Raw genomic sequence first — 22,630 nt, 5'->3', positions numbered from 1 at the left:
GTGAAAAAACTGTCTCCAGATCCAACGAGAAAAGCCCCGTTTCCACACTAGGAAACGAAGCAATTGATCACTTATTCCTGGCTAAACGACGGGCTCTTCCATTAAACGCAATGACAAGTATAGCAAATAAACGTCATGCGTACTAGAAACAGATAACCCGGTTAACTGCTCGACCTTTTGCAGGCGGTACGACAATGTATTTTTATGGATATGCAGACGTTGCGCGGTATTTTGCATTGACTGATTCTCTTCGAACCATACCGTCAAATTATTCAGCAAGTCTTTATGATCTTTTAGTGGCGCAACTGTGCGCTTAAGGAATTCCTGCTTAACCGTGTCCGGAATACTTTGCAAAATAATTTCAAGACGTAGTTCATGCTCAAAGACAATATCCCCAGATTCCTTCGCAGCATTGACCGCACGTTCTGCCTGCGCGAATGATTTAGCTAAGTCGAAATAGCGCGCTGATGCACCTATACCTGCGACGACTTGTACTTTCTTGCGCCGTTTTATATGAAGCAATAGAAACTCTAACTCGTTTTTCACTGTTTCTTGATTCATTTCAGGTAATAATAGTAAGATTTTATTTTGCGCCCAGCGGATCATCTTCATGGAAGGATGGATGTTTTGAATCGATGCGAACGTCTCTATTTCCTCGACGGAGAACTGTTCCAATAAATCTAGCACTTCCAAAACCACCACTTGACTGTAAAGTGTCACGTCGATTCCGAGCAGCGTCCCTCGTTCCATAAACCGTTCATCTTTCCTTGATCCTGTCAGCCAGTCAAAGACGAAGAACTCTACATCACGTACTTTTTCATCCTTCTGCTTTCGTTTCAGCGAATCTTGAATGAACAGTTCCGCTACGCGTAAGATCAGCTGAGCCTGCGGATGAATCACGTCTGGATCACCCGTCACGCCAAGTACGGCAATTGGTTCTTCTTCAATAATGATTGGCAAGACAATTCCCCTACGGACCCCTTGCAGACGCTCCGCTTCCTCGTCTCCCATACGGAGCATCGTTTTCTGGCGCATGCTTAACAGTGCACCTTCATGGAACTGATTGATTCGATCCGATTCTGTGCTCGCTTGAATAAAGCCCCTTCTATCTGTTAAGATCACTTGCTGCTGTATCAGATTCGATAATTCCGTTACCATTTCATGTCCTAATGTATCAAATTGAAACACCTGTCTCACCTCGGATGGAAACTGCTAGTAATACTTAGTTTACGCCACTTCAGTTTCCACTACAATAAAGGAGATTCAGATAAGTCGGACTTCCGGAACTCCACTGCTCCATGCCTTTATGAGCAGCTGCAATAGTTCTGCTGTTTCAATGGTTGTAGACTTCTCTAGCGTGACAGATCCGCCTTGATCGGTATGGCGCTGTTCTGCAGTTATTCGGTCAATCATCGCGATTTGTTGTTGTTTTGTCGCCTGACTTATCGAACGATGCATTACCGAAGCCGCTTTGCGCAAAGGTATTTGCATTCCACTTTGACTAGATGCATTCTCCAAGTACCGATTAATTTCTACAGCTACTTCTTCAACAAACAGAATGGCCTTCTCTGAATGTAAACCAATTTGCTGATCGGCTATAGCGGTTTCCCAACCTGCCACTTCAATTTTTATAGTATGCCCCCATATACTTTCAATGCCGTTTAGTAAACGTACAAGTATGGTACAAGTACGTTCCAACTCCGTTTCCTGCATTACGTACGGTAATTGAATATACGAGTATAATACTGCTTTTTCCTGTCGTTCTTTATCGGGAAAATGTACTACAATTCCTTCACTTCCAAGCAGCCGTTTCATCAAACCAATGGCTGAGACTTTTTTATGAGTAATAGAGGAGCTGCCAATGGTTTGAGAATACCTTTCACTGTTAAAGTCTCCAAGGGAACATCCCAGACTGCGTTCTACTTGTTCAGCATCAAATAAACGCCAAGAGCCGCACGCTTTTACTTGTTCCATAAAATAATCAGGTATACGTATATGCTTTTCTTTTACCTTGCTTGATAAAAATGATTCAATTCTGTCGTCAGCAATATCCATAGTATATTGCTGTACTCTCGTCTTTCGCTGATAAAACGTCTTACCAAAGAACGACATGATTTCTGCTGGTAAAGTCACATAGCCATGGCTCAGTATCCAATATGCTTCCTGTACTTTCTGCAAGCGCCGGACAGTTTCATTTTGCATCGCAGCCATTGCAATGAGCATGAGCCGTTCCTGCGGCAGTCCTATCCGCTGATTATAATAATCAGATGTTACAAATTCATTCATATACTGCTGCAATTGTGCAGAAGGTATCAATCGATCGCGTTCAGCTACGATCTGTAAGCCGAGCCATTTAATTTCACTTGCCGAATAGTTATAGATCCATTGACCGTATAATCCGTCTTGTAACAGCTTCCGTACCACTTGATGAAATCCTGAATACACAGGTCTACCACGCCGTTGTTCTGCTTGTTTATACAATATCTGCAATAGCGCATGTTCATGTATTCGTTCCTTTGTCTGTTCAAATACTCTCATGTCGTAGTCTCCTTTCGTAAACAACAAAAAACAATCATTCCGCCTCTTCGGCAAGATGATTGCAATAGTTGTGAATGAGGAAACAAATTCAGGCAACTTGAATACACTCCATACAAAAATGCATAGATACAGATACCTTTTTTGCTTCCACTCCTCAACCCCCGAAGAAAGTGTCGCTTTGACGATACGTGGCAGGTCTCCTGGCTTCACTTCATCCTTCCGCCAATGCCTTCCCATGTCTCCATAGTGGCTAATTCTAGCGGTCGTCCGTGTGTACAGTTGCGGGGACAGCTCCGGTTTACGGATTCCCTTTTATACCTTGATAGGTACCAGCGCATCGTGCAAACTCATTTATTTGATTGACTTCATTTTATCATGGATAACATAGAGAGTGGTAGCGTTTGTTTTCAATAAGAACGAAGACATAACTAAACAGGGTGCCTATGCAGAAAACTACTGTGAGTACATCCACAATCGTTTTTTTGCTAGGCACCCTGTATCGAGCTTTCGTCATTATTTACATTAGTTGTTGTTCGCATAAACAGCCACACTCCGCCAATCCTTGAACATATGCTTCTTCCCATGTGATTCCGTGGATGAAACCATTCTCCGAGTAGCCTGTGATCAAATAGAACGTCTCGTTTTGCTCTGGTAATGATGAATTGCTTTGATAGGTGTTGTTATTCATAATAATTACCTCCTGGACTTTGTATTTTTCATAGTATATGCCATGTCGGGGAATTAAAGAACATTTTCTAAGCTTCTATTTATAAAAGGCTGATTGACAGCGCTTACATTTGGAGAGCCAAAGAAAATAAATTCTTTATATATTTCCGAGCTAGTATATAAAGGCACACTCTATTATTCAGTTAATTCTTTTTATTGTATCACGTAAATAAATAAATGTAAATAAATAAGCGATGATTTCCTATTAACTTTTGTTAGTTTTTAAAATTAACCTATGACTTCTTTATCATTCATCGACTGAAATGTGCCTAAAAAACTTCTTTATATACAAAAACATCTCCCTAAGTCCACTTTACGACTTAGAGAGATCAGTAGTTATTACGACATTTGTTTTTCACAAATTTCGATGACTGCTTTGACAGAGTCAGCTGAATGATCGAGTGCTTTTTGTTCGTCTTCTGTTAACGGAAGTTCAATTACACTCTCAATACCATTGCCCCCAAGAACAGTAGGCACACCTAAGTAGATATTTTGATATCCATATTCGCCTTCTAAGTAAGCGATAGATGGCATAATTCGCTTTTTATCTTTGATAATTGCTTCAGCCATCTCCACCAAAGCGGCAGCAGGTGCATAATACGCACTACCATTACCTAGCAAAGAGACGATCTCCCCGCCACCTTTTCGAGTACGCTCCACAATTGCTTCTAGTCGTTCATTCGAAATGATTTTATCCAACGGAATGCCACCAGCATACGAATAACGCACAAGTGGAACCATATCATCACCGTGCCCACCAAGAACAAAGCCCGAAATATCTTCTACAGAAATATTCAATTCTTCTGAGATGAACGTATTGAATCGTGCAGTATCGAGCACACCTGATTGTCCGATTACACGATTTTTAGGAAAGCCAGTTGTCTTATAGCAAACATACGTCATCGCATCTACTGGGTTACTTAAAATTAGCACGATACTGTCTGGAGCATAGCGTTTCACTTGTTCAGAAACAGAACGCATAATCTTTGCATTGGTCGCAACTAAATCATCACGACTCATGCCTGGTTTACGCGCGATGCCTGCAGTAATGATAACCATTGCAGCACCTTCAATATCCTCGTAATTTGAAGTACCTGTAATACGGGAGTTGAACTGTTGCACAGGACTTGTCTGAAGAAGATCCAGTGCTTTACCTTTTGTCGGATTGGAGAGGTCAGGGATATCAACTAAGACGATGTCGCCTAATTCCTTCTGAGCCGCCATCAATGCGGCAGTTGCCCCTGTGTGACCAGCTCCGATGACTGCGATCTTATGTCGTTTGAAAGCCATGGAAATCACTCCTTTCTATAGATTTCATTATGAAAAGTATGCTAATAAGCATCCGTCAGTCTTTCTTCGGTGCCTTCTTAGCTTCTGTAGATTTCTTTATTTGTGGAATTTCTGGAGTAGTCGGCGCTAGGGGTTTCACCATGCCGTATACTGAATCATCAGGACGCGGTATCACATGCGCACCTAGCAATTCACCTACACGCGCTGCTGCGTCGCGACCTGCATCAACAGCTGCCTGAACCGCACCGACGTCACCTTGAACAATGACCGTGACGATTCCGCCATCCACCATCTCCTGTGATACTAACTCCACATTAGATGCCTTCACCATTGCATCCGCCGCTTCAATCGATCCGATCAATCCTTTTGTCTCAATCATTCCGATCGCTTGACTCATGTATATCACCTCTCTTTACTTCTGTTGAATCGATAATACCAATAATGACCGCGTCGATTGGGATCGGGTTTTCTTTCGGTAAAATAAAACGTGAAGAACCGCCACTCGTAATGAGTACCTCGTCACCAACCCCTGCTCCAATACGATCCGCCGCGACCATATGCGACTGTATACTATTGCCGTGCGCGTCAATCGGCTGGATGATTAACAACTTAAGTCCTGATAATCCATCCTCTTTACGGGTTGCCCATACATTACCAATCACTCTACCCATTCGCATGCGTAATCACCTTTTTCTACTTTCTACTCGTTATCGTTTTACCGAGCTCTCGTGCTGTATCTCTTGCTAATGCCGTAACAATTGTACCTTTATTGATGACGATCTCTTTTTCTGAAATCACTGCTACGTCTTCCGCCGACAAAAGCTTTTTTGTGAATTCTAATGCCTTCGGAATACTTACTGGATGAGATGTCTTTACTGTTTCTATTTTCGTTTCCGTCACCGCTTGCATAGGTATCGTTTCTTTAGCATCATTCGACTTCACGAGACGACCAATCGATCCCTGTGTAATGAAACCTGCATTCGCTTCATCAGTATCGATATGCATTTCAAGACGATATCGCTCATTCACCCGAATACGTACATTACGGAATGAAATGGATCGCACTCCGTCTGCTTCCACCGTGACGTATTCACCGTCCTCCACGCCAAAACGCGTAGCATCTGTAGGTGCCATATGGATATGCGCTTGTGCAATAATTAGACCTTGGTTTATATGCACACTACCTTTTGGTCCAATTAAGGTAATGGGTGCAGATCCTTCTATATTGCCGGATTCCCGAAGTGGGGGCTTGACGCCGAGCTTCATGGCATCCGTAAAGCTGACCTCGACTTGAGTCGCTTTTCGGACAGGTCCTAAAATACGTACACGTTCAATACTGCTTTTAGGTCCTGCAATCATCACCGTTTCATTGGCGGCGAATTGGCCCGGCTGTGAAAGCTCGGACCGCTGTGTCAATTCATACCCTGCACCAAACAATACTTCCACATGTTCAGGCTGTAAATGTACGTGACGGGCGGAAACCGCAATGGGAACCGCTCGTTCCGGCAATTGAACGGGAGTTTTCCCCAGTTGTCCAAGAATTTCTCCGACAATCTGCTCAATCAATTGCTGATTCATTTAGTTCACGCCTTTCTACTGTGTCAGCAGTGATTATTCGCTTTTTGGTAACATCATTTCTAATTCATTATGTGGTCTTGGGATTACGTGAACTGAAAGCAATTCACCCACACGTTGTGCAGAAGCCGCACCTGCGTCTGTTGCTGCTTTTACTGCGCCTACATCGCCACGTACCATAACTGTTACAATTCCTCCGCCAACATGTACTTTACCTACTAAGTTTACGCTTGCCGCTTTCACCATTGCGTCTGCTGCCTCAATTGCACCGATTAACCCTTTAGTTTCTACCATTCCTAATGCTGTACCTTCTCTATTCATAATAAATTCCTCCTAATAGTGTTTTATTTTGTAAGTTGTTTAACGATTTCACTGACTAAGTTCTGTACTAATGCTGGATCAATGTTGCTCGTTGTTGATGCCGATACATTGTTCATCACACTGGATACAAGCTGATCATTGGAGCTTTCTACCGGCTCTGAGTGCTTCGGTAACTGTACTTCCTTCGTACCGTATGCCATCCGCTTAATGTTCAGCAAATGCTTAGCTGTGACATTGTCTGATGTGATATTGCCACCGAAAGTTCCGCACCCTAAAGTGAATGATGGCATTAAGCCCGTCGTACCACCAACTGCTCCAATGGAAGACATCGTGTTGACCAAAATACGTGATACTGGCATTTCCATAGCGAATTCACGAGCTACTGCATCGATTTCCGTGTGTAGTGCCAAGCTGTGTCCACGTCCACCAAGGTTCAGCAATTCGAGACACACTTCTTTCGAATGCTTCACACCATCGACGATATACATAGCGAAAATCGGTGACAATTTCTCCAATGAAAACGGTACATCTTTGCCGACTTTTGTTTCCATCCCAACAATCAGGCGCGTGCCTTCTGGTAAAGAAATACCTGCCATTTTGGCGATGAACTGTGGGCTCTTACCGACCACTTTCGGATTTACCTTACCAGGTACTGGTGAGATGACACCTTCCATAATCTTTTTCTCTTCATCCGATAAAATATACGCGCCGTTTTTCTTCAGCTCACGCGTTACGAGATCTACGACGTGCTTATCGACAACAATGGCTTGCTCCGTTGCACAAATTGTACCGTAATCGAATGATTTGCTGTCGACGATATCTTTTACCGCTTTTTCAATCTTTGCGGAACGTTCGATATAGACCGGAACATTACCAGGACCGACACCGTATGCCGGCTTACCAGAGCTATACGCTGCTTTGACGAGTGCACTACCGCCTGTTGCTATGATGAGATTGACATCTTTATGTGACATCAATTGCTGCGTTGCCTCCATCGAAGCCAGTGTTAGACATTGAATCAAACCTTCCGGAGCACCTGCCGCGACAGCTGCTGCGTCACATACTTTTAATGCTTCGTGTGTGCATTTCACTGCATATGGGTGGGGACTCACTACAATGGAATTTCGCGTCTTCAATGAAATTAATGTTTTGAAAAATGCCGTAGATGTCGGATTAGTCGTCGGAATGATAGCGGCAACTACACCGAACGGAGCGGCTATTTCCACGACTTTATTCAAATGATCTTCTTTGATGACACCAACTGTCTTCAAATCTTTAATGCTTTCATACACATCGCGTGAACCAACTTCGTTCTTGATTTTCTTATGAGCTGCTACCCCCATACCCGTTTCATCTACTGCCAGCTGCGCAAGGCGACCGGAATGTTCAAAGGCAGCATCGGCTACGGCTTTGACGATCTTGTCGACTTGTTGCTGGGTATAGCCCATGAATTTCTGTTGTGCTTCTTTTGCAGTTTGGACGGCCGTGCGCATTTGCTGCAAGGCCAATAAATCATTATCCACTAATTGAACCAAATCAAAACACTCCTTTCTGCATGCTTCTCTATCAATAACTTAACGGATGATCCGCCATGTTCTGTACGGCTTCACGGAACGCGTCAGCTGCTGCTTCACAAGAAGATTGACTGCCTGTGAGCAGACCGCCACCGAAGTTTGTTTCAGAAGGAGGCGCATAGAGTTCGCATAATGTGACATCCGCAGCTTTTAAGGCCGCATCCAAACCGATAATCGCTTCAAGAGGTGGTGCAATCAAGTATGCAATCGATTGGCCGACTGGTATGTTAGCCATGTCAGCCAAGTAACTACCACAGCTAGAAATCGTATGCGCATATAACGCATGATCCGGGTTTCCATTGATTGCTTCGAAATACGCTTCGTGCTCTATAGTGATACGAATCGTATCAAGACCACTTTTCACTTCTTCCGGTGACGGTCCAGCAATGATTCCGATAAACTCACCAGACAGCGGTCCGGAAGAATATGCGGCACCTGCGTAAAAACTTTTCGCGTAGACTACTTCCACGTCGCTATGCTTCGTAGCTGCATCAATTGCTGTATAACCAATGTCATCAATTGTCGTTGTCATCAATCCAAGACTGCGTTGATATGGCTTCAGTTCAAACTTCTCAGCCAGCTCTGGACTAACGTTTGGAATGACTTGCATCGACAAGATGTCCGCGTGGATTTTCATTCGTCCTCCCCCTTCCTCAACCTTCTTTTTGAACAAGCGATACACCGCTCGCTTCGTATTTCAAGATTTTCTGAATGATCGTTCCGAGGAATGCCCCCGCTTCAACAGGTGGGATTCCTCCTTTATGGATATTGGAGATGACCATACGATCCGCTTCAATCGTGCCATGTCTTGGTTTGTAGCATAGATACGCACTTAGCGACTCTGCGGATACAAGACCCGGACGTTCACCGATCAGCATGACGACAACATCAGGTTGCAATAACTCTCCGATATCATCCATCACAGCAACTCGCCCCTTATCGACATAAAACGTTGTACCCATTTCAATATTCAAGTTGTTAAGTGATTGTTCTAATGACAAGTAGACGTCTTCCAGATTTTCTTCAATCGCTTTCGCACTCAATCCGTTTGACGCTACGATTTGTACGACGGGTGATTTCTTACAACGCTCTTGAATCAAAGACTTCGCTTCGTCTGAAAGCTTTCTACCAAGATCCGGGCGTCGAATATATTCTTCTTTATCTGCCACTTTGGATTGCACCTGGAATAACCCTAGCTGTTCAAGCAAGTCATCCGGTACTTCACCGTAGACTGCGTCAACTGCCGCTGCGTGATCCAGTCGGAACTGTAGCCACGTCTTTGTTTTCGGACGTGAGCCTGCGCGCCCAACTCCTACTCTCGCTGGTGTTTTCTTACGGTATTCTGCCAGCTTATCTTCCTCAGAATCTGTTTGTGGTTTTGATTTCGGATGACCATACGCCGTCGTCGGCTTTGGTTTTACAGTAGAAATATTCCGCTTCGGCTCTTCCGTCGTACTATGGAATGTCACCGCTCCACTAGGAGAATCTTCCACAGTTTCTACTTCCAAAAGTCCAATCGGTTGCTGTGAAAACAGTTCTATTTTCTGTTCGTTTATTGACTGTTGTGCCTTTTGACCGCTATTTGCAGCCTCTAGTTTTTCCACGACCATTTTTGTGATTTGCTGAATTAATTCTTCATTCAAGTCCATCCACCTCCTATCGATTGAAGAGCGTGAGATCTCCGGCATGTTTACTCAGCATGCCATTTTCATAAATCCCCATCTTTTCAAGCCATTTCAAATATTCAGGTGCTGGTGTTTTGCCCATCGTCTGAAGAACCGTCGCCACGTCATGGTAGCTCATGGACTGGTAATTCAGCATAACGTCATCGCCCATCGGTGCTGCGATGATGAAGTTCACACCTGCCGCTGATAATAAGATACTTAAATCTTCAATATCATTTTGATCCGCTTTAATATGGTTCGTATAACAAATATCTACACCCATCGGCAGTCCGTGTAGCTTGCCCATGAAGTGATCTTCAAGGCCTGCACGAATAACTTGCTTGCTGTTGTATAAATATTCCGGCCCAATAAATCCGACAACTGTATTGACGATGTACGGGTCATAATGCCGTGCAAATCCGTAGTTACGTGCTTCCATAGTTACCTGATCCACACCGTAATGCGCTTCAGCTGACAATTCCGATCCTTGTCCTGTTTCAAAATATAATGTTTGAGGACCGGTACCTGTACCCATTTTTAGTGATAGATCTTTCGCTTCTGCAATTAATTCTGCTGAAATACCAAATGAACGGTGGGCTTTTTCTGTTCCTGCGATACTTTGGAAAATCATATCCGCAGGTGCACCCTGTTCGATTGCTTTCATCTGTGTCGTAACGTGTGCAAGTACGCAGTTTTGCGTCGGGATTTCCCATTCATCAATGAAATCTTTTGTTGCATTCAACACACGTTTTACACTTTCTACGGAATCGTCTACTGGATTGATCCCAATTACCGCATCACCGATACCGTAAGACAAGCCTTCTTTTAACGAAGTGATAATCCCATCAATATTGTCTGTCGGATGATTCGGCTGCAAACGGGAAGACAAAGTTCCTTTTTGACCAATTGTAATATTACATGTCGATAGGATTTCAATTTTATTAGCCGCGTGTACTAAGTCAAGATTGGACATTAGTTTTGTGACGGCTGCGATGACTTCCGAAGTCAATCCGCGGCTGAGACGCTTTAATTCGCGGTCGCCTACTTCATTACTCAAAATGTATTCGCGCAGTTCTGCGATACTCCAGTTCTTAATTTCACCGTAGACCTTCTCGTTAATATCATTTTCAATAATCAGTGAGACTTCATCGCTTTCAATTGGAATCAGTGGATTGTTACGGATATCGCTTACAAGCAACTCACTGACGACAGTTTTTGCGGCGATTCGTTCTTGTACAGTTTCCGCTGCAATTCCTGCGAGACGGTCTCCCGATTTCTCTTCATTCGCTTTTGCTAGTACTTCTTTCAGGTCATGGAACACATATCGTTCGCCGCCTAGTGTAGTGGATAAATTCACGTACGAGACCTCCTTTACGATGTGTGGAAAGTTAAGGTTTTTACGACGACCGGTACGACGCCTGAATTGAGCGCATTGCCGATATCGATGTAATCGCCTGTTTCCACGTTGATTTGATCTATGCAAATAATACTTTGTTTCACTTGTAATGCTGCCAGTGTTTGGCCAATCACTTTGGCATGATCGGATTGAATGACCAAAATAATCGGTTGTTCAGGTCGTGGTCGCTGGTTCATGATTTGGACAACTGCTTTTGCAAGCTTCTGTACATCGCGAAATCCGAGATATGGAAGATTGGACAGATAGAGCGCGAAGTTTTGCCCTTCTTTTGCCGAGTCGTATAAAGTAACTGCCTGCTGAACCGCATCTTCGAAATGGGATAAACCTGTTTCGAGATTTGCTTCAAAGTCATATTGGTAAATAGGGATATTCTTTAATGGCAACTCATGTGGTGCAACTTGTATGGTAGCGCCGCTAATTTCAGTAGTCTGCGTTCCAGCTCCCAATACAGTCGCCCTCACAGTTTCTACCGGCTCCTGCCAAGTAAAGTGTTGCAATGACGTGTTTTGCAGCAGTGCTTCCGCGAGTTGAATTCCAATATCATCGTATTGCGCTTCTTGGACTTCTTCGGTTGTATGATGATACATACATTCGGATATACCGCCTGAAAAGACGATTGTATCGACCGGTTGCAGCCAGTTCGGTTCATGACCGAGCAATAACACTTGGTCTTGTGCATGAACTGCCTTTTTCAAAATACGTGCCATCGCTTCTGCCATATAAGTCGTTACGAAAGATACTGATGATGCATTTTGCGGATCTCCAACTTGTAATGTATAGCCTTGGTCTTGCAATAATCGTTCTACTGGCGCTGAAATCGTACGAACTTTTCCGTATTCAAATTCGATCAACCGACCACCAATATGCATCGTACATGTGCCAAGCAGCTGCTTGTCTTTGAACACTGCAATATTTGCCGTTCCTCCACCAATGTCTATATTGGCGATTACTTGCCCACTTTTTCCAGACGATTCATAGCTACCTGATCCTTTTGCAGCGATGATACCTTCTAAGTCCGGACCTGCCGTTGCTACGAGGAAATCACCGGCTTCATCAGATAAAAGATGCAACATTTCACTAGCATTTCGCTTGGTAGCGGTTTCACCGGTAATAATGACAGCTCCTGTTTCAATCTGGGAGGGCTGGATTCCTGCTTTTTCATATTCCCTGCGTATAATCTCTTGGACACCTGCTACATCAATCGTCACTGCGTCTTGCAATGGCGTTCGGAATACTGGGCTTTTATAAAGTATTTCTTTGTCTGTAATTTCAATTCTTGGCACATGTGCTGCACCCGCCACATTACGTAGGGAAAATCGACTGATAATCAGTTTCGTCGTGCTTGTGCCAATATCAATTCCTGCACTAATAATTGTTTCGTGCTTATTGAAATTGCTCACACCCACACCCCTTTCTGATTACTTACTGCCTTACGCTTTAGAAGTACATCTAGCTCTGCACGCCAGCTTCTATGGTCGTTTCGGTCTTACCGCGTCCTGCACTTTTGATATAAAAAAGACGCCTTTACAAACCCATGGATTTTCCCACGGGATGTAAAGGCGCCTTTGCCGTTTTTATTCACTTGTATGAATTTTACTATATCAAATTCCTTACTGACTGTAAAGAAGATTAGCCGAGAAAGATCAAGTGTTGATCAGCCTTTGATTCTACGTATTGTTGCATGGCGGCAAGGTCGTTTAGCTTTGTTAATTCTTTCAGGTGCTCGACTCCCATTCCGGTTACAGAAGAAATCATGACGATTGGTCCCTGGCTTATGACGGTCTTTAGCATGCCGAGTGAACGTTCTAGGTCGGCTTCCGGAAGGTCACATTTGGTAATGACACCAACTGGTAGTTTCGGAATCCCCATGCTGAAACCAGGTGGAAAGATTAGCTTTTCACTCGTTGCGTCTTGCAAATACAGTACGTGCGTCACTTCAAGTGCAGTGGCCATGATATTTTTATAGAACATCGGATTTTCCGAATACTCGCCCGGCGTGTCAACAATCCAATCATAATAACTGAGCGTTTGCGTTTTGAAAGCTTCTACTTTTCGGCCCAATAAAGCATTTGTCAATGTAGACTTCCCAGCCCGTACCGCACCGATTAGCATTGCTTTATTTCGCATCGTCTTCACTCCTTATGATTTTGTAATTTCAGCTGGCGTATAGTTTAACTTCTCCGATAAAAATCGGTTAATTTCAAGCATAGCCATCTCGACTTCTGAGACACTGCCCACAATGACCAGACTTCCCGTAAATCGATCGAGGAATCCAATTCGAACATTTGCCGCTTTTGTCGCCAAGTCTCCGGCGATAATGACTGTTTCACTCGGTGTACACGTAAGGATACCTAAAGCACCCGCTTCCTGTATACCTAACTTCTGAAACATATCTGGATCAGGATTAGCGATCAAATGACTGAGTGTAAGCTGTTTTCCCGGAACGAATTCCTGTATAAATCGTTTCTTTTCTTCGCTCATTATACACACTCCCTATATATAGTTTTACGCTTTAGCAACAGGAGCTTCTGGTTCAACGTCTTCATTTTCGTACTCGCCTTTTTTAATAATTCCGGCTTCACGATCTTGCTTCTCTAGCTTTAATGCCGTTGGTACAGAAAGCTTGTACGCAATAATAATTGCAATGATACCCGCGCTTAATTTACCTAGTATAACCGGTAAAATAATATTTGGCTGGAAATTCGCTGTGAACGATAAATGGTCCCCCAACAAGAATGCAGCACAGACCGCGAATGCGATATTAACAACTTTATCTTTTGGTCTCATGTAACGAACCAATGAGAACATCGCCAAGATATTTGCGACAGTTGCAAGTAGACCTGCGCTACCTTCAGGTGAAAGTCCAATTTTCTTCCCTGCAGATTCCAAAGGTTTCCCCATATACTTCCGAATTAAATAAATCATTGGGAATGCACCCGCTAGCATAATACCAATGTATCCCGCTGTTTCAAGTGCACGGAATTGATCTGCTTTATCTGCCATAATGGGATCGAAACCCCAAACACCAAAGATTTTAGTGAATATACCTGTAAATACTTCAACGATAGAGAACACTAATACAAGTTTAATAGCAGCATCCATCACGCGTCCAAAAATCATAAACCCGTTAATCATAATACGCGGGACGAACTTTAGTCCGACCGCAATCAACACAACAAATATTAATAATGGCAATAAATTTATAAAGATCTGTAAATAACTAATTGCAAACTCATAATTGGATGTAGCAGTCGTGCTGATTACATCACGCACGTCGGTATTGAACAACACTACTAAAACAGATGCGATAAAAGCACCGATTGGAATCGTTAGTACACCCGACATAATACCAAGCGCCATATACTTATGGTCTCGTTTATCGAGCATTGCTAGTCCCATTGGAATAGAGAATACAATGGTTGCTCCAGACATGAAACCGACGATCAGCGCCATGATCCATCCTTCATTTGTTACCTTTAACGCTTCTGCTAGCTGGTAACCACCCATATCTGAAGCCAGAATTGTAGTTGCGGCAAGCGCCGGATCTGCTCCGATTGAATTAAAGATAGGCCCAATAAATTTACTTATAAACCACGTCAAGTATGGTATGGAAGCCATGATTCCTGCAGCAGGAACGAAGATATGTCCAACTGCGTGTAATCCAGACATGAATTCCTTACCTAATCCCTCTTCTGGATTTTTTATTGAAGCAAACGCCCCTGCAACCGCACAGGCCATGATGATATACACAATCACCGTACCAATCATTTCCATCTATGTTTCCTCCTCTTATTGTCATCTTGTATTCTTGTTTGTCGTGCAATAATTTACTAGCCACCACCTTCTAATTTGTTTACAACTCGCGAAAAAAAGACAAAAAGACGCTTAAAGAATGTAGCTCTTTAAGCGTCTTTGCTTAGATCTATTTACTTGTGCGAATCTATTATTTCCAAGGCAAGCGACTCCATTGTCATTTGCCGCGACATACTTGTATCACGCATTTTTTTAAATGCTTGTTGCTCAGTTAAGTGCTCTGTATTCATTAGAATACCTTTTGCCCGTTCTACGACTTTCCGCTTTTCCACTTCCTGCTTCGCCTGCTGAATATTGTCCTTCAACCGTTTCGCTTTACTAGATTGGTGAAGCGCCACTTCAATTGCAGGAATTAAATTAGCTTCAGAAATAGGTTTAACTAAATAGCCGACCACACTGTCTTGCTGTGCCTTTTCCACAAATTCCTTTTGACTGTACGCGGTAATGATTAAAATTGGTATATCCAGTTGCTCTCCAATGATTCGACTCGCTTTCAGCCCATTCATCTTCGGCATTTTAATATCCATTAGAATTAAATCAGGCTTATGCAAAAAAGCCAGCTCAATCGCCCTATCCCCATCACCCGCTTCTCCAACGACTTCGTAGCCATGGTCTTGCAAGGTCATTTTCAGGTCCATGCGAATAATTGATTCATCTTCTGCAATTAAGATTCGTTTACTCATCAAAAGTTTCCACCTCCGCACCCACTGGAAAACTGATTACTGCATGAGTCCCGATTTCCCTAGGCACATATAGAAACTCACCATTCAAATCATTGGCCACCAAATTGTGGATGATTTCCGTGCCAAGCGAAGTTTGCGGATTCTTCATTCCAACGCCGTTGTCGGATACATGAAGCTCTACAAAATCATGATCTACGGTAAATTCCACATCAATAATCCCCTCTTCTTTGCCTTTGAATGCATGTTTTAAAGAGTTTTGAATAAGCTCATTAATGATTAGCGCAATTGAAACCGCTTTCTTAGAGGTTGTTACTATTTTATTGCCATTCGGCTCAATAATCAAGTCTACTTTTAAATTATATTCGTTGAGCACCATAGTAGAACATATTTTCCTTGTCAAATTTATAATATTTACATCATCATCATCCGCATGTTCCTTCGTAAGGATAATTTCATACACAGACGAAATACTGTATATCCGATTAAGTGTTTCTTCAAAAGAAGAACGACTTTCGGCTGGCATTCCATTACGCATTTGTAGCCTTATCAAGCTTGCCACCGTTTGCAAATTATTTTTTACACGATGATGAATTTCTTTGATCACGACTGACTTCATCATTAATTCTTTTTCCTTCGTCCGAAGTTCAGTAATATCTTGGACGATTAATAAAGTTTCTTGAGATTTGTTTTTCTCACGCATTCTTATCTTTTTAACTATTAAATTTTTGCGCTCAATTGTTAGTTCAAAGACAAACACATCATCTTCCTGCTCATAAACCGTCTGCAAAAAAGGTAATAATTCTAACAAATCACGATTAAGGACATCATCTTGCTCACTCATTTCAGTAATAAGTTTTAAACCTGAAGGGTTTGCGTATACTAACCGATTACTTTCATCTGTCAAAATGAGCATTTCCATTAATAAATCTGAAACTACACCTAGACCTGAATTTGTTAGCTGATCTTCCGCTGTTTCTGTTATTACCGAAAACCCCTTTATATTGTCTGTTGAAGTCGTTGAAGTAACCTGTTTTTCTGAAATCAGTACACCAATCACTTGATGGTTTGTATTCTTAATGGGCACCACGGTCTGATCCACCAAGATACCTTCTTGTGTCATAGCCTGTCGTATGATTGATTTTTTTCCATTGCGATAGGAATAAAATACACCTGGCTCAAAAGATTCAAAAACAATTTTTCCAATAACTGAGTTATTATAGAGTGGTGTACTACCAACTGGAAAAGCTTCCGCAACGACAATTGCTTGATTACTTGGTTTTAATTTACAATCAATGAACATATACGAATCTGACAAGTCCGCGTAAGTCTGTAAGCTAAACGCCATCTCCTGAAGAATCTGCACATCTCGACTAGTCAGTTCGGTATGCCGTTTACAAAGCTGTTCCACTGTTTCTTTCACCAATACGTCACGACCTTATAATGAGGAATGCTGCTTCCCTTACTTTGTAAAAATAGTATAGGACGGTTAGCGAGAGAGGTCAATTGACAGGTTCGATGTCGGTAAATGAGTCTTAAGAAAATCATCTACCTTTCTCTCATACGCTTCCTGATCCATCACGAATGCTTCACCGTGATTGGCGTCATCCACTAAAAATAATTCCGCCTTACTCCTTGTCTTTTCATAAAGCTCTTTCGTCATTTCTGTCGGCACAAACGTATCTGCATTACCATGGATATACAGAATCGGTACAGTCGCGCGTTGTACTGCGCTTAACGCATCCGCTTCCTTCAATGAATATCCTGCCCTTGTGCTCGTCAGTAAACTCATATTGTCTAGTAAAGGGAAAGCTGGTAAATGAAACATTCGATTCAATTGATAGGCAAAAAGCTGATAGACGGATTGATACGGACTATCTGCAATGATTGCTTTCACCTGCTTCGGAAGATCTTCACCACTTGCCATCAATACCGTTGCAGCACCCATAGACAAACCGTGATAGATCACTTGTGTGTTAGTACCTATTTTTCCGGTTAGCAACTTTGTCCAATCAATCAGATCTAAGCGATCAGGCCAACCGAATCCATAATAATCACCGCCACTTTTTCCATGTCCTCTAGCATTTGGCATAAAAATATTATAGCCGAGTTCCTCATAATAATATTGACCGTATAAACCCATTTGTTTGGCATGTCCTAAATAGCCATGTGTCAGAATCACCAATTTTTCGCTAGGTTGTTTGGCAGGAAGGTAATAACCCATTAAATCTAAGCCATCTCTTGATGTCATATGCTTTTCTTCAAACTTCTGTTTGTCAACCCAATCCAGCCAGTCTCCATTTAAAAACACGTCCATGGTTTCGGCCGATACTTTCAAGTCTGCATTTCCTGTCAGGAAGTCTTTAGGCCCGCGTTTGATCGCCAAGTTGTAAAAGAAAAAACTTCCCGCTATTTGAAAAACGACGAAGAAAGCAGCTAGTATGACAATAACCTTTTTCCATCCAATTTTCTTCATTTCTATATCCTCGTTCTCTTAGTTTAAGCATTTATTATTAGTATACAGCGAATACGATGAATACGGCAGGTCTATTTCATGAGAAAAACCCCAGTAGTTGGATAGCAACTACTAGGGAATGTCTCATTCACTATTTTTATCTTACTTCTTCTTGTTGCTGCCTTGCTCTGTAGCCTTATCTGCCCGTTTGAATTCTTTGGCATACAACACTTCCTGTGCGGATGAAAGACCATTGTTCTTATCAGTCAGTGTTTTGTGTGGCGGTTTATTTTCACTCAAGTCTCAACACTCCTTTCCATCTGATTTTTTAGTCTCCCACAAATTCTCGATATTAAACACAGAAAGACAGTTATCGTTCTTTGGGTTTCTTTCTAAAACAACGTATACTAACTGTAAAAGGAGCTGATCCACATGAATTTTCATATGACAGAACACGGATTTGAAACCAAAACAGAATTTGGTACATTACACATTTCATCAAATGAAGAAAAAGGGTTTCGTCCCTATCAGCTAATGGTTGCGTCGATCGCAGTTTGTGGTGGTGGCGTCATGCGAAAAGTACTTGATAGAATGCGTATGCCAGCAGAAGATATTGCAATTGATGTAAAAGAGGTTCTGCGTTCTCAAGATGATGCAAGCCGTTTACTAAAAATCCACCTACATTTCACTGTTATTGGCTCGGACGTTACAGACGAAAAAATGCCAAGAGTCATGAAGCTGACGGAAAAAAATTGTTCTATGTTACAATCCGTGATGGGTTGTATCGATGTTGTGAAAACATACGAGCTGGGTACAAAGTAAGATCCAAAGACCCGACAAGAGAGTTCTTCCTTTTGTCGGTTTTTATGTTTAAAGGACCTTATTTTTCCATTTACACTTCTGTATAATGAATAGAATACCTAAAGGAGGTCTACCTATATGAAGAATAAACTAGTCGGGTTGTTAGCAGTTTTATTGGTCTTTGCAGCAACACCATTTCAAGCGCAGGCGGCCACACAATTTTCTGACGTAGACACGCATTGGGCAAAGAAGGAAATCATGTATTTAGCTGATCGGAATATCATTGGAGGTTTTCCGGACGGGACTTTTAAACCAAATGATCCCATTACAAGGGCACAGGCATCTTCCATGCTCATTAAAGCATTGAAAATTCCATTGGTTAAAAATCCTACAGTACAATTCAAGGACGTCTCAAAAAAGTCTCCATATTATCAAATTCTCGCAACAGTGAATGAAAAAGGCATCATGCGTGGAGATAACGGCTTCATGCGTCCTGGTGAAGATACTTCACGTGCACATATGGCTGCGATTATTCGTCGTTCATTTAACATACCTGTCGATAATCAAGCGACATTTGTAGACGTTTCACCGGCCCATTGGTCATTCCCCGATATTAATGGGATTGCAAAAAAAGGGATTACTGGCGGTTCAGAAGGGAAATACATGCCGACTAACTCCGTTACACGTTCTCAGTTCTCAGCATTTTTAGTGCGTGCATTAGATGACTCTATGAAGATAAACGACTATCATTCCTATGTAAGTATTAAAGGTAAAACGGTTGAACAGAATGGCTTTACTTATACCATTACAAAAGATAAAACTTCAACTAAGTTATTTAAAGAGAATAAAAAGGCAGGAACACGTTCAGCAATCTTAGATAGCTCGACTATGCCAGATAACGGAATAAACCGTATACTACTCATGTCCGGCTATCAAATGATCCTATACAATGATGAAATATTCATTCCATATTGGAGCTCGATCAATGCAGGAAACAAAATGCCTGCTGGTTATAATCTAGTGAAATTGAATATAAATAGCTGGAGTTACACAATTGGTAGTATTCCAATCGATCAAAAATTCCGTAATATGTTCATTTGGAACGATCGCATCTACTATACACTTGAAAAGAATAAGGACCGTGTTTTCGATTCCAAATTCGATCCTACTACACCACTGGATGATCCATTGACGCTGTATTCGGTTGCAATGGATGGAAAAAACAAAAAGACATTATTGAACTTTGACGCGCGTGTTATTTTCGATGAAGTAGAAGCTAGTACGAAAACCAATCAAGTAAGTCAAAACAATAAGTCTGTAGCATTCGACCTTTCTACGATGTATTATTTCAACAAAACAGGTGTGTATAAATATAATCTATTAGATAAAAAGACAAGCAAGGTCTCCAATGTTCTTGCGAAAGATATGGATGTTACCGCTACCCAGTTAATCGTAACGGATCAAGCAGGTAAGAAACATACACTTAAAAAATAAGAAAATGGCATGCCTCTAATCTAGCGGCATGCCGTTTTTTCTATCGATCAATAACTAGCTTAGCAATCATCCGAATGAATAATTGCCCAATGAAAAATGGGATAGCCGTTAACAAGATGACAAAGTCTCGGCCAAACGGCTTGAACCATCCACCATCATCTGAGATGAAATTCATAGCCAGTACGAGAGAAACTATGGCTGTAATCATATGAATTAGCAACATATAACGGACCCTGATAGGGCAAGATAAAATGCCCGTTATTACAATATATAAAACAGATACTACTATTAAATGCTCTGCATCTTCTCGCTTCATAAACTGACCATATTCATAGAAGTGAAATAGGAACGGCGCTGGTATCAAACTCATTACGAGCCATACTAAGTGCCAATTTCGTTTCATCATGACTTCATCACTCCAATTAGCTAAGAGTAAAAACACCCTTTTTGTTCAATACCATGTCAATCCGTTACCCCAATAGGCCATACTTTGAAATAAATCACTTAGAAAAAACACACCTGCCGCACATATGAAAGCAAGCATGATAAATACCAGTTGTTTCTTTTCTCCTTGCATAATGTATAGCCTCTTTTCATTCTACTAGGCTACCCTTTTCACGGCTTCTTCACCGGCACGTAGCCGACCTTCTCTACTAATTCCTGTCCTTGTGGTGAAACTATCCATTCAATGAATTTTTCCACATTCGGATTATCTGTCCCTGCTGTAATGACATAAAACTCAGATGCAATTGGATATTCATCACTTCGTATGGTTTCTTTTGTCGGCTCTACTCCATCGATTGCAAGCAATTTAATCTCATCATTCCCTACCATTTCCGTTGAGTAATAGCGGAATGTATAGCCAATAGCATTTTTATAGTTTCGATAATTTGAGACCTCTGATAGTATACCCCCCATTCCTTCGGCCACATTTTCTTTCGGAGCATCCATAATCGGAATATCCCCCATCAGTCGTTCCAAGCCTGTTTGACTACCGCTGTCTGCCGGTCGTTGGAATGCACGGATCGGCTCGCTTTTCCCTCCGACTTCTTCCCAATTTGTAATTTTGCCCGCATAGATATCTTGAATTTGTTTTAATTCTAGATGATTAACTGGATTCTTTTGATTGACGAAAAAGACAAATGCTTCTCGACCAATTGGCGTTAATTTCAACTCAAGACCTTGTTTCTTCGCCGCTTTCATTTGGGCGTCTGAAGGTCCTGCTGCCAAAATCATATCTACCCTACCAGCGAATAGATTTTCATAGGCAACAGGGGTTGTATTAACCATTACCTCACTATCATACGGGTTATATTCTTTTCTAGGATAGACTGCTTGAACAAACGCTGCATACAATGAATATAACGCGGTAGCACCGTCTATTCTCGGTAAATCATCCTTCAGCTCGAGTGTAGCCGCTTCATCGAGGACGGCAAGCTTTGATTCCTGTCCACTGGTAAACGGTTCATAATAACGCACCTCTACTTCGGCATTCACTGTTGAAATACTTTCCTTATATATGTGCATTATCGGCCAAACTGCCGATCCCAGTAGAATTACTCCAGCTACAATACCGAACAATCGCTTTCGTTGCTTGGTGTTAAAGAAATGAAAGATCATCATGACAATCCACACATATAAAATGATCACCACGCTTAGCGCTAACGGAATATAGTGGATCAATCCCATTAACAATAAATACAGCAACCCAATTCCTGTGAAAAATAATGACGCAATTAATAACAGTACCGCAAATGCTATAGGTGCAACCATACGCGTCCCCCCTCTTATTTCCCTCCCAATTCCTCCAGTCGGTGCCATGCCTCGTCTTCATCGAACGAACTATACCAGCGATAATGCTCTTCATCCAAAATACGAAAGTGTTGACTGATCAAGTTTTGCTGTAAACGGAAACGACCTTTTGTTTCCAATTCACGCCACCATACTTTACCGCCCATTGATTGATCCATTCGACGGTCAATGCCGTTATGCGCAATGGTCTCTAGTACTTCTAGCGGATCCCCACCAACTGTAGCTTGTAAGACTTCACTTTCACGAAACAAAGCACAGACTGCTATAACAGCTGTCCAACTAGCCAACGCTCTCGCTTTTTCAATTTGAATCAACGTCTTTTTGGAAAGCCCCAGTACATCCGCCATTTTTTGTTGAGAGTATTCTTTCTCCAATCGGATCACTCGCAACTTTAATGAAATCAATTCTATTAATTGTTGTTGATTCACCTGATCACCCCGTAGTTACAATTTATATCTATTGGTGTAATA

At 42.0% G+C, this 22,630-nt stretch carries 26 protein-coding genes and 1 riboswitch; of the genes, 2 read left to right on the top strand and 24 right to left on the bottom strand.

The genetic code is table 11. From position 1 onward, the window contains the following. Positions 1 to 81: 81 nt before the first annotated feature. The 20 genes from CSV72_RS09765 to CSV72_RS09675 all read right to left on the bottom strand — a co-directional run bounded on the left by CSV72_RS09765 (position 82) and on the right by CSV72_RS09675 (position 18,353). The gene (locus CSV72_RS09765; RefSeq protein WP_099678181.1) at positions 82 to 1,188 is read right to left on the bottom strand and encodes a sugar diacid recognition domain-containing protein; all 1,107 of its coding nucleotides are present in this window, start codon (positions 1,186 to 1,188) and stop codon (positions 82 to 84) included. Between the two features lie 75 nt (positions 1,189 to 1,263). Then, a complete protein-coding gene (locus tag CSV72_RS09760) occupies positions 1,264 to 2,538 on the bottom strand; it encodes a hypothetical protein (protein WP_099678180.1) in 1,275 nt (424 codons plus the stop codon). Between the two features lie 173 nt (positions 2,539 to 2,711). After that, positions 2,712 to 2,888, bottom strand: a riboswitch (cobalamin riboswitch). A 167-nt stretch (positions 2,889 to 3,055) separates the two neighbouring features. After that, the gene (locus CSV72_RS16745) at positions 3,056 to 3,226 is read right to left on the bottom strand and encodes a hypothetical protein (RefSeq protein WP_158232187.1); all 171 of its coding nucleotides are present in this window, start codon (positions 3,224 to 3,226) and stop codon (positions 3,056 to 3,058) included. A 377-nt stretch (positions 3,227 to 3,603) separates the two neighbouring features. Further along, entirely contained in the window at positions 3,604 to 4,554 is a 951-nt protein-coding gene (gene mdh, locus CSV72_RS09755) for a malate dehydrogenase (protein ID WP_099678179.1), read from the bottom strand. A 55-nt stretch (positions 4,555 to 4,609) separates the two neighbouring features. Then, positions 4,610 to 4,951, bottom strand: coding sequence for a BMC domain-containing protein (locus tag CSV72_RS09750; RefSeq protein ID WP_099678178.1), 342 nt, complete (start codon positions 4,949 to 4,951; stop codon positions 4,610 to 4,612). Next, positions 4,926 to 5,231 carry a EutN/CcmL family microcompartment protein gene (locus CSV72_RS09745; RefSeq protein WP_085427580.1) on the bottom strand — a complete coding sequence of 102 codons (306 nt, stop codon included), beginning with the start codon at positions 5,229 to 5,231 and terminating at the stop codon, positions 4,926 to 4,928. Before CSV72_RS09745 ends, CSV72_RS09750 begins: the two co-directional genes overlap by 26 nt. Positions 5,232 to 5,247: 16 nt before the next feature. Further along, entirely contained in the window at positions 5,248 to 6,132 is an 885-nt protein-coding gene (gene pduL, locus CSV72_RS09740; protein WP_099678177.1) for a phosphate propanoyltransferase, read from the bottom strand. A 33-nt stretch (positions 6,133 to 6,165) separates the two neighbouring features. Continuing rightward, a complete protein-coding gene (locus tag CSV72_RS09735; RefSeq protein ID WP_085132129.1) occupies positions 6,166 to 6,450 on the bottom strand; it encodes a BMC domain-containing protein in 285 nt (94 codons plus the stop codon). A 23-nt stretch (positions 6,451 to 6,473) separates the two neighbouring features. Further along, positions 6,474 to 7,943: an aldehyde dehydrogenase family protein gene (locus CSV72_RS09730; RefSeq protein WP_233191218.1), complete on the bottom strand. Its 1,470-nt coding sequence runs from the start codon at positions 7,941 to 7,943 to the stop codon at positions 6,474 to 6,476. 73 nt (positions 7,944 to 8,016) lie between these two features. Beyond that, on the bottom strand, positions 8,017 to 8,661 hold the full coding sequence (gene eutL / locus CSV72_RS09725; protein ID WP_099678175.1) for an ethanolamine utilization microcompartment protein EutL: 645 nt from the start codon (positions 8,659 to 8,661) through the stop codon (positions 8,017 to 8,019). Positions 8,662 to 8,677: 16 nt separating this feature from the next. Then, positions 8,678 to 9,673 carry an ethanolamine ammonia-lyase subunit EutC gene (eutC, locus tag CSV72_RS09720; protein ID WP_369802897.1) on the bottom strand — a complete coding sequence of 332 codons (996 nt, stop codon included), beginning with the start codon at positions 9,671 to 9,673 and terminating at the stop codon, positions 8,678 to 8,680. A gap of 7 nt (positions 9,674 to 9,680) precedes the next feature. After that, positions 9,681 to 11,045, bottom strand: coding sequence for an ethanolamine ammonia-lyase subunit EutB (locus CSV72_RS09715; protein WP_099678174.1), 1,365 nt, complete (start codon positions 11,043 to 11,045; stop codon positions 9,681 to 9,683). A 14-nt stretch (positions 11,046 to 11,059) separates the two neighbouring features. After that, complete coding sequence (locus CSV72_RS09710) at positions 11,060 to 12,505, bottom strand: ethanolamine ammonia-lyase reactivating factor EutA (RefSeq protein ID WP_099678173.1); 1,446 nt, start codon at positions 12,503 to 12,505, stop codon at positions 11,060 to 11,062. A gap of 229 nt (positions 12,506 to 12,734) precedes the next feature. Further along, a complete protein-coding gene (locus tag CSV72_RS09705) occupies positions 12,735 to 13,232 on the bottom strand; it encodes a EutP/PduV family microcompartment system protein (protein WP_099678172.1) in 498 nt (165 codons plus the stop codon). Between the two features lie 12 nt (positions 13,233 to 13,244). Beyond that, entirely contained in the window at positions 13,245 to 13,586 is a 342-nt protein-coding gene (eutS, locus tag CSV72_RS09700) for an ethanolamine utilization microcompartment protein EutS (protein WP_085427588.1), read from the bottom strand. Between the two features lie 24 nt (positions 13,587 to 13,610). Further along, positions 13,611 to 14,879 carry an ethanolamine utilization protein EutH gene (gene eutH, locus CSV72_RS09695; protein WP_099633634.1) on the bottom strand — a complete coding sequence of 423 codons (1,269 nt, stop codon included), beginning with the start codon at positions 14,877 to 14,879 and terminating at the stop codon, positions 13,611 to 13,613. Between the two features lie 152 nt (positions 14,880 to 15,031). Beyond that, positions 15,032 to 15,601, bottom strand: coding sequence for an ANTAR domain-containing response regulator (locus CSV72_RS09690; protein ID WP_099678171.1), 570 nt, complete (start codon positions 15,599 to 15,601; stop codon positions 15,032 to 15,034). Beyond that, on the bottom strand, positions 15,594 to 17,021 hold the full coding sequence (locus CSV72_RS09685) for a sensor histidine kinase (RefSeq protein WP_233191216.1): 1,428 nt from the start codon (positions 17,019 to 17,021) through the stop codon (positions 15,594 to 15,596). Before CSV72_RS09685 ends, CSV72_RS09690 begins: the two co-directional genes overlap by 8 nt. 66 nt (positions 17,022 to 17,087) lie before the next feature. Continuing rightward, positions 17,088 to 18,074, bottom strand: a complete 987-nt coding sequence (locus tag CSV72_RS09680; protein ID WP_199170083.1) for an alpha/beta hydrolase — start codon at positions 18,072 to 18,074, stop codon at positions 17,088 to 17,090. Between the two features lie 141 nt (positions 18,075 to 18,215). After that, positions 18,216 to 18,353: a YfhE family protein gene (locus CSV72_RS09675; protein WP_099678168.1), complete on the bottom strand. Its 138-nt coding sequence runs from the start codon at positions 18,351 to 18,353 to the stop codon at positions 18,216 to 18,218. 132 nt (positions 18,354 to 18,485) lie between these two features. On the opposite strand from CSV72_RS09675, the gene CSV72_RS09670 reads away from it, so the two are divergent. After that, the gene (locus CSV72_RS09670) at positions 18,486 to 18,875 is read left to right on the top strand and encodes an OsmC family protein (protein ID WP_099678167.1); all 390 of its coding nucleotides are present in this window, start codon (positions 18,486 to 18,488) and stop codon (positions 18,873 to 18,875) included. A gap of 117 nt (positions 18,876 to 18,992) precedes the next feature. Beyond that, positions 18,993 to 20,348: an S-layer homology domain-containing protein gene (locus CSV72_RS09665; protein WP_099678166.1), complete on the top strand. Its 1,356-nt coding sequence runs from the start codon at positions 18,993 to 18,995 to the stop codon at positions 20,346 to 20,348. Positions 20,349 to 20,388: 40 nt separating this feature from the next. On the opposite strand, the gene CSV72_RS09660 is transcribed toward CSV72_RS09665, so the two are convergent. Genes CSV72_RS09660 through CSV72_RS09650 form a run of 4 tightly spaced genes read right to left on the bottom strand, consistent with a single transcriptional unit; the run spans position 20,389 to position 22,588 of the window. Next, positions 20,389 to 20,754 carry a hypothetical protein gene (locus CSV72_RS09660; RefSeq protein WP_099678165.1) on the bottom strand — a complete coding sequence of 122 codons (366 nt, stop codon included), beginning with the start codon at positions 20,752 to 20,754 and terminating at the stop codon, positions 20,389 to 20,391. Between the two features lie 45 nt (positions 20,755 to 20,799). After that, positions 20,800 to 20,925, bottom strand: a complete 126-nt coding sequence (locus CSV72_RS17155) for a hypothetical protein (RefSeq protein ID WP_255407595.1) — start codon at positions 20,923 to 20,925, stop codon at positions 20,800 to 20,802. A 38-nt stretch (positions 20,926 to 20,963) separates the two neighbouring features. Next, positions 20,964 to 22,121, bottom strand: coding sequence for a PstS family phosphate ABC transporter substrate-binding protein (locus CSV72_RS09655; RefSeq protein ID WP_099678164.1), 1,158 nt, complete (start codon positions 22,119 to 22,121; stop codon positions 20,964 to 20,966). A 14-nt stretch (positions 22,122 to 22,135) separates the two neighbouring features. Then, positions 22,136 to 22,588, bottom strand: a complete 453-nt coding sequence (locus CSV72_RS09650; RefSeq protein WP_099678163.1) for a helix-turn-helix transcriptional regulator — start codon at positions 22,586 to 22,588, stop codon at positions 22,136 to 22,138. Positions 22,589 to 22,630 lie beyond the last annotated feature (42 nt).

It is taken from the genome of Sporosarcina sp. P20a (assembly GCF_002743175.1).
Taxonomy (GTDB): domain Bacteria; phylum Bacillota; class Bacilli; order Bacillales_A; family Planococcaceae; genus Sporosarcina.
The sequence above is the reverse complement of the archived record's forward strand: the minus strand, read 5'-3'. Positions and strand labels throughout refer to the sequence as shown.

Excerpts from the sequence above, each read along its gene's own strand:
- CSV72_RS09760 (WP_099678180.1), bottom strand. The coding sequence starts at position 2,538 with ATGAGAGTATTTGAACAGACAAAGGAACGAATACATGAACATGCGCTA.
- CSV72_RS16745 (WP_158232187.1), bottom strand. The coding sequence starts at position 3,226 with ATGAATAACAACACCTATCAAAGCAATTCATCATTACCAGAGCAAAAC.
- mdh (WP_099678179.1), bottom strand. The coding sequence starts at position 4,554 with ATGGCTTTCAAACGACATAAGATCGCAGTCATCGGAGCTGGTCACACA.
- CSV72_RS09750 (WP_099678178.1), bottom strand. The coding sequence starts at position 4,951 with ATGAGTCAAGCGATCGGAATGATTGAGACAAAAGGATTGATCGGATCG.
- CSV72_RS09745 (WP_085427580.1), bottom strand. The coding sequence starts at position 5,231 with ATGCGAATGGGTAGAGTGATTGGTAATGTATGGGCAACCCGTAAAGAG.
- pduL (WP_099678177.1), bottom strand. The coding sequence starts at position 6,132 with ATGAATCAGCAATTGATTGAGCAGATTGTCGGAGAAATTCTTGGACAA.
- CSV72_RS09735 (WP_085132129.1), bottom strand. The coding sequence starts at position 6,450 with ATGAATAGAGAAGGTACAGCATTAGGAATGGTAGAAACTAAAGGGTTA.
- CSV72_RS09730 (WP_233191218.1), bottom strand. The coding sequence starts at position 7,943 with ATGCGCACGGCCGTCCAAACTGCAAAAGAAGCACAACAGAAATTCATG.
- eutL (WP_099678175.1), bottom strand. The coding sequence starts at position 8,661 with ATGAAAATCCACGCGGACATCTTGTCGATGCAAGTCATTCCAAACGTT.
- eutC (WP_369802897.1), bottom strand. The coding sequence starts at position 9,673 with ATGGACTTGAATGAAGAATTAATTCAGCAAATCACAAAAATGGTCGTG.
- CSV72_RS09705 (WP_099678172.1), bottom strand. The coding sequence starts at position 13,232 with ATGCGAAATAAAGCAATGCTAATCGGTGCGGTACGGGCTGGGAAGTCT.
- eutS (WP_085427588.1), bottom strand. The coding sequence starts at position 13,586 with ATGAGCGAAGAAAAGAAACGATTTATACAGGAATTCGTTCCGGGAAAA.
- eutH (WP_099633634.1), bottom strand. The coding sequence starts at position 14,879 with ATGGAAATGATTGGTACGGTGATTGTGTATATCATCATGGCCTGTGCG.
- CSV72_RS09690 (WP_099678171.1), bottom strand. The coding sequence starts at position 15,601 with ATGAGTAAACGAATCTTAATTGCAGAAGATGAATCAATTATTCGCATG.
- CSV72_RS09680 (WP_199170083.1), bottom strand. The coding sequence starts at position 18,074 with ATGAAGAAAATTGGATGGAAAAAGGTTATTGTCATACTAGCTGCTTTC.
- CSV72_RS09670 (WP_099678167.1), top strand. The coding sequence starts at position 18,486 with ATGAATTTTCATATGACAGAACACGGATTTGAAACCAAAACAGAATTT.
- CSV72_RS09665 (WP_099678166.1), top strand. The coding sequence starts at position 18,993 with ATGAAGAATAAACTAGTCGGGTTGTTAGCAGTTTTATTGGTCTTTGCA.
- CSV72_RS09660 (WP_099678165.1), bottom strand. The coding sequence starts at position 20,754 with ATGATGAAACGAAATTGGCACTTAGTATGGCTCGTAATGAGTTTGATA.
- CSV72_RS17155 (WP_255407595.1), bottom strand. The coding sequence starts at position 20,925 with ATGCAAGGAGAAAAGAAACAACTGGTATTTATCATGCTTGCTTTCATA.
- CSV72_RS09655 (WP_099678164.1), bottom strand. The coding sequence starts at position 22,121 with ATGGTTGCACCTATAGCATTTGCGGTACTGTTATTAATTGCGTCATTA.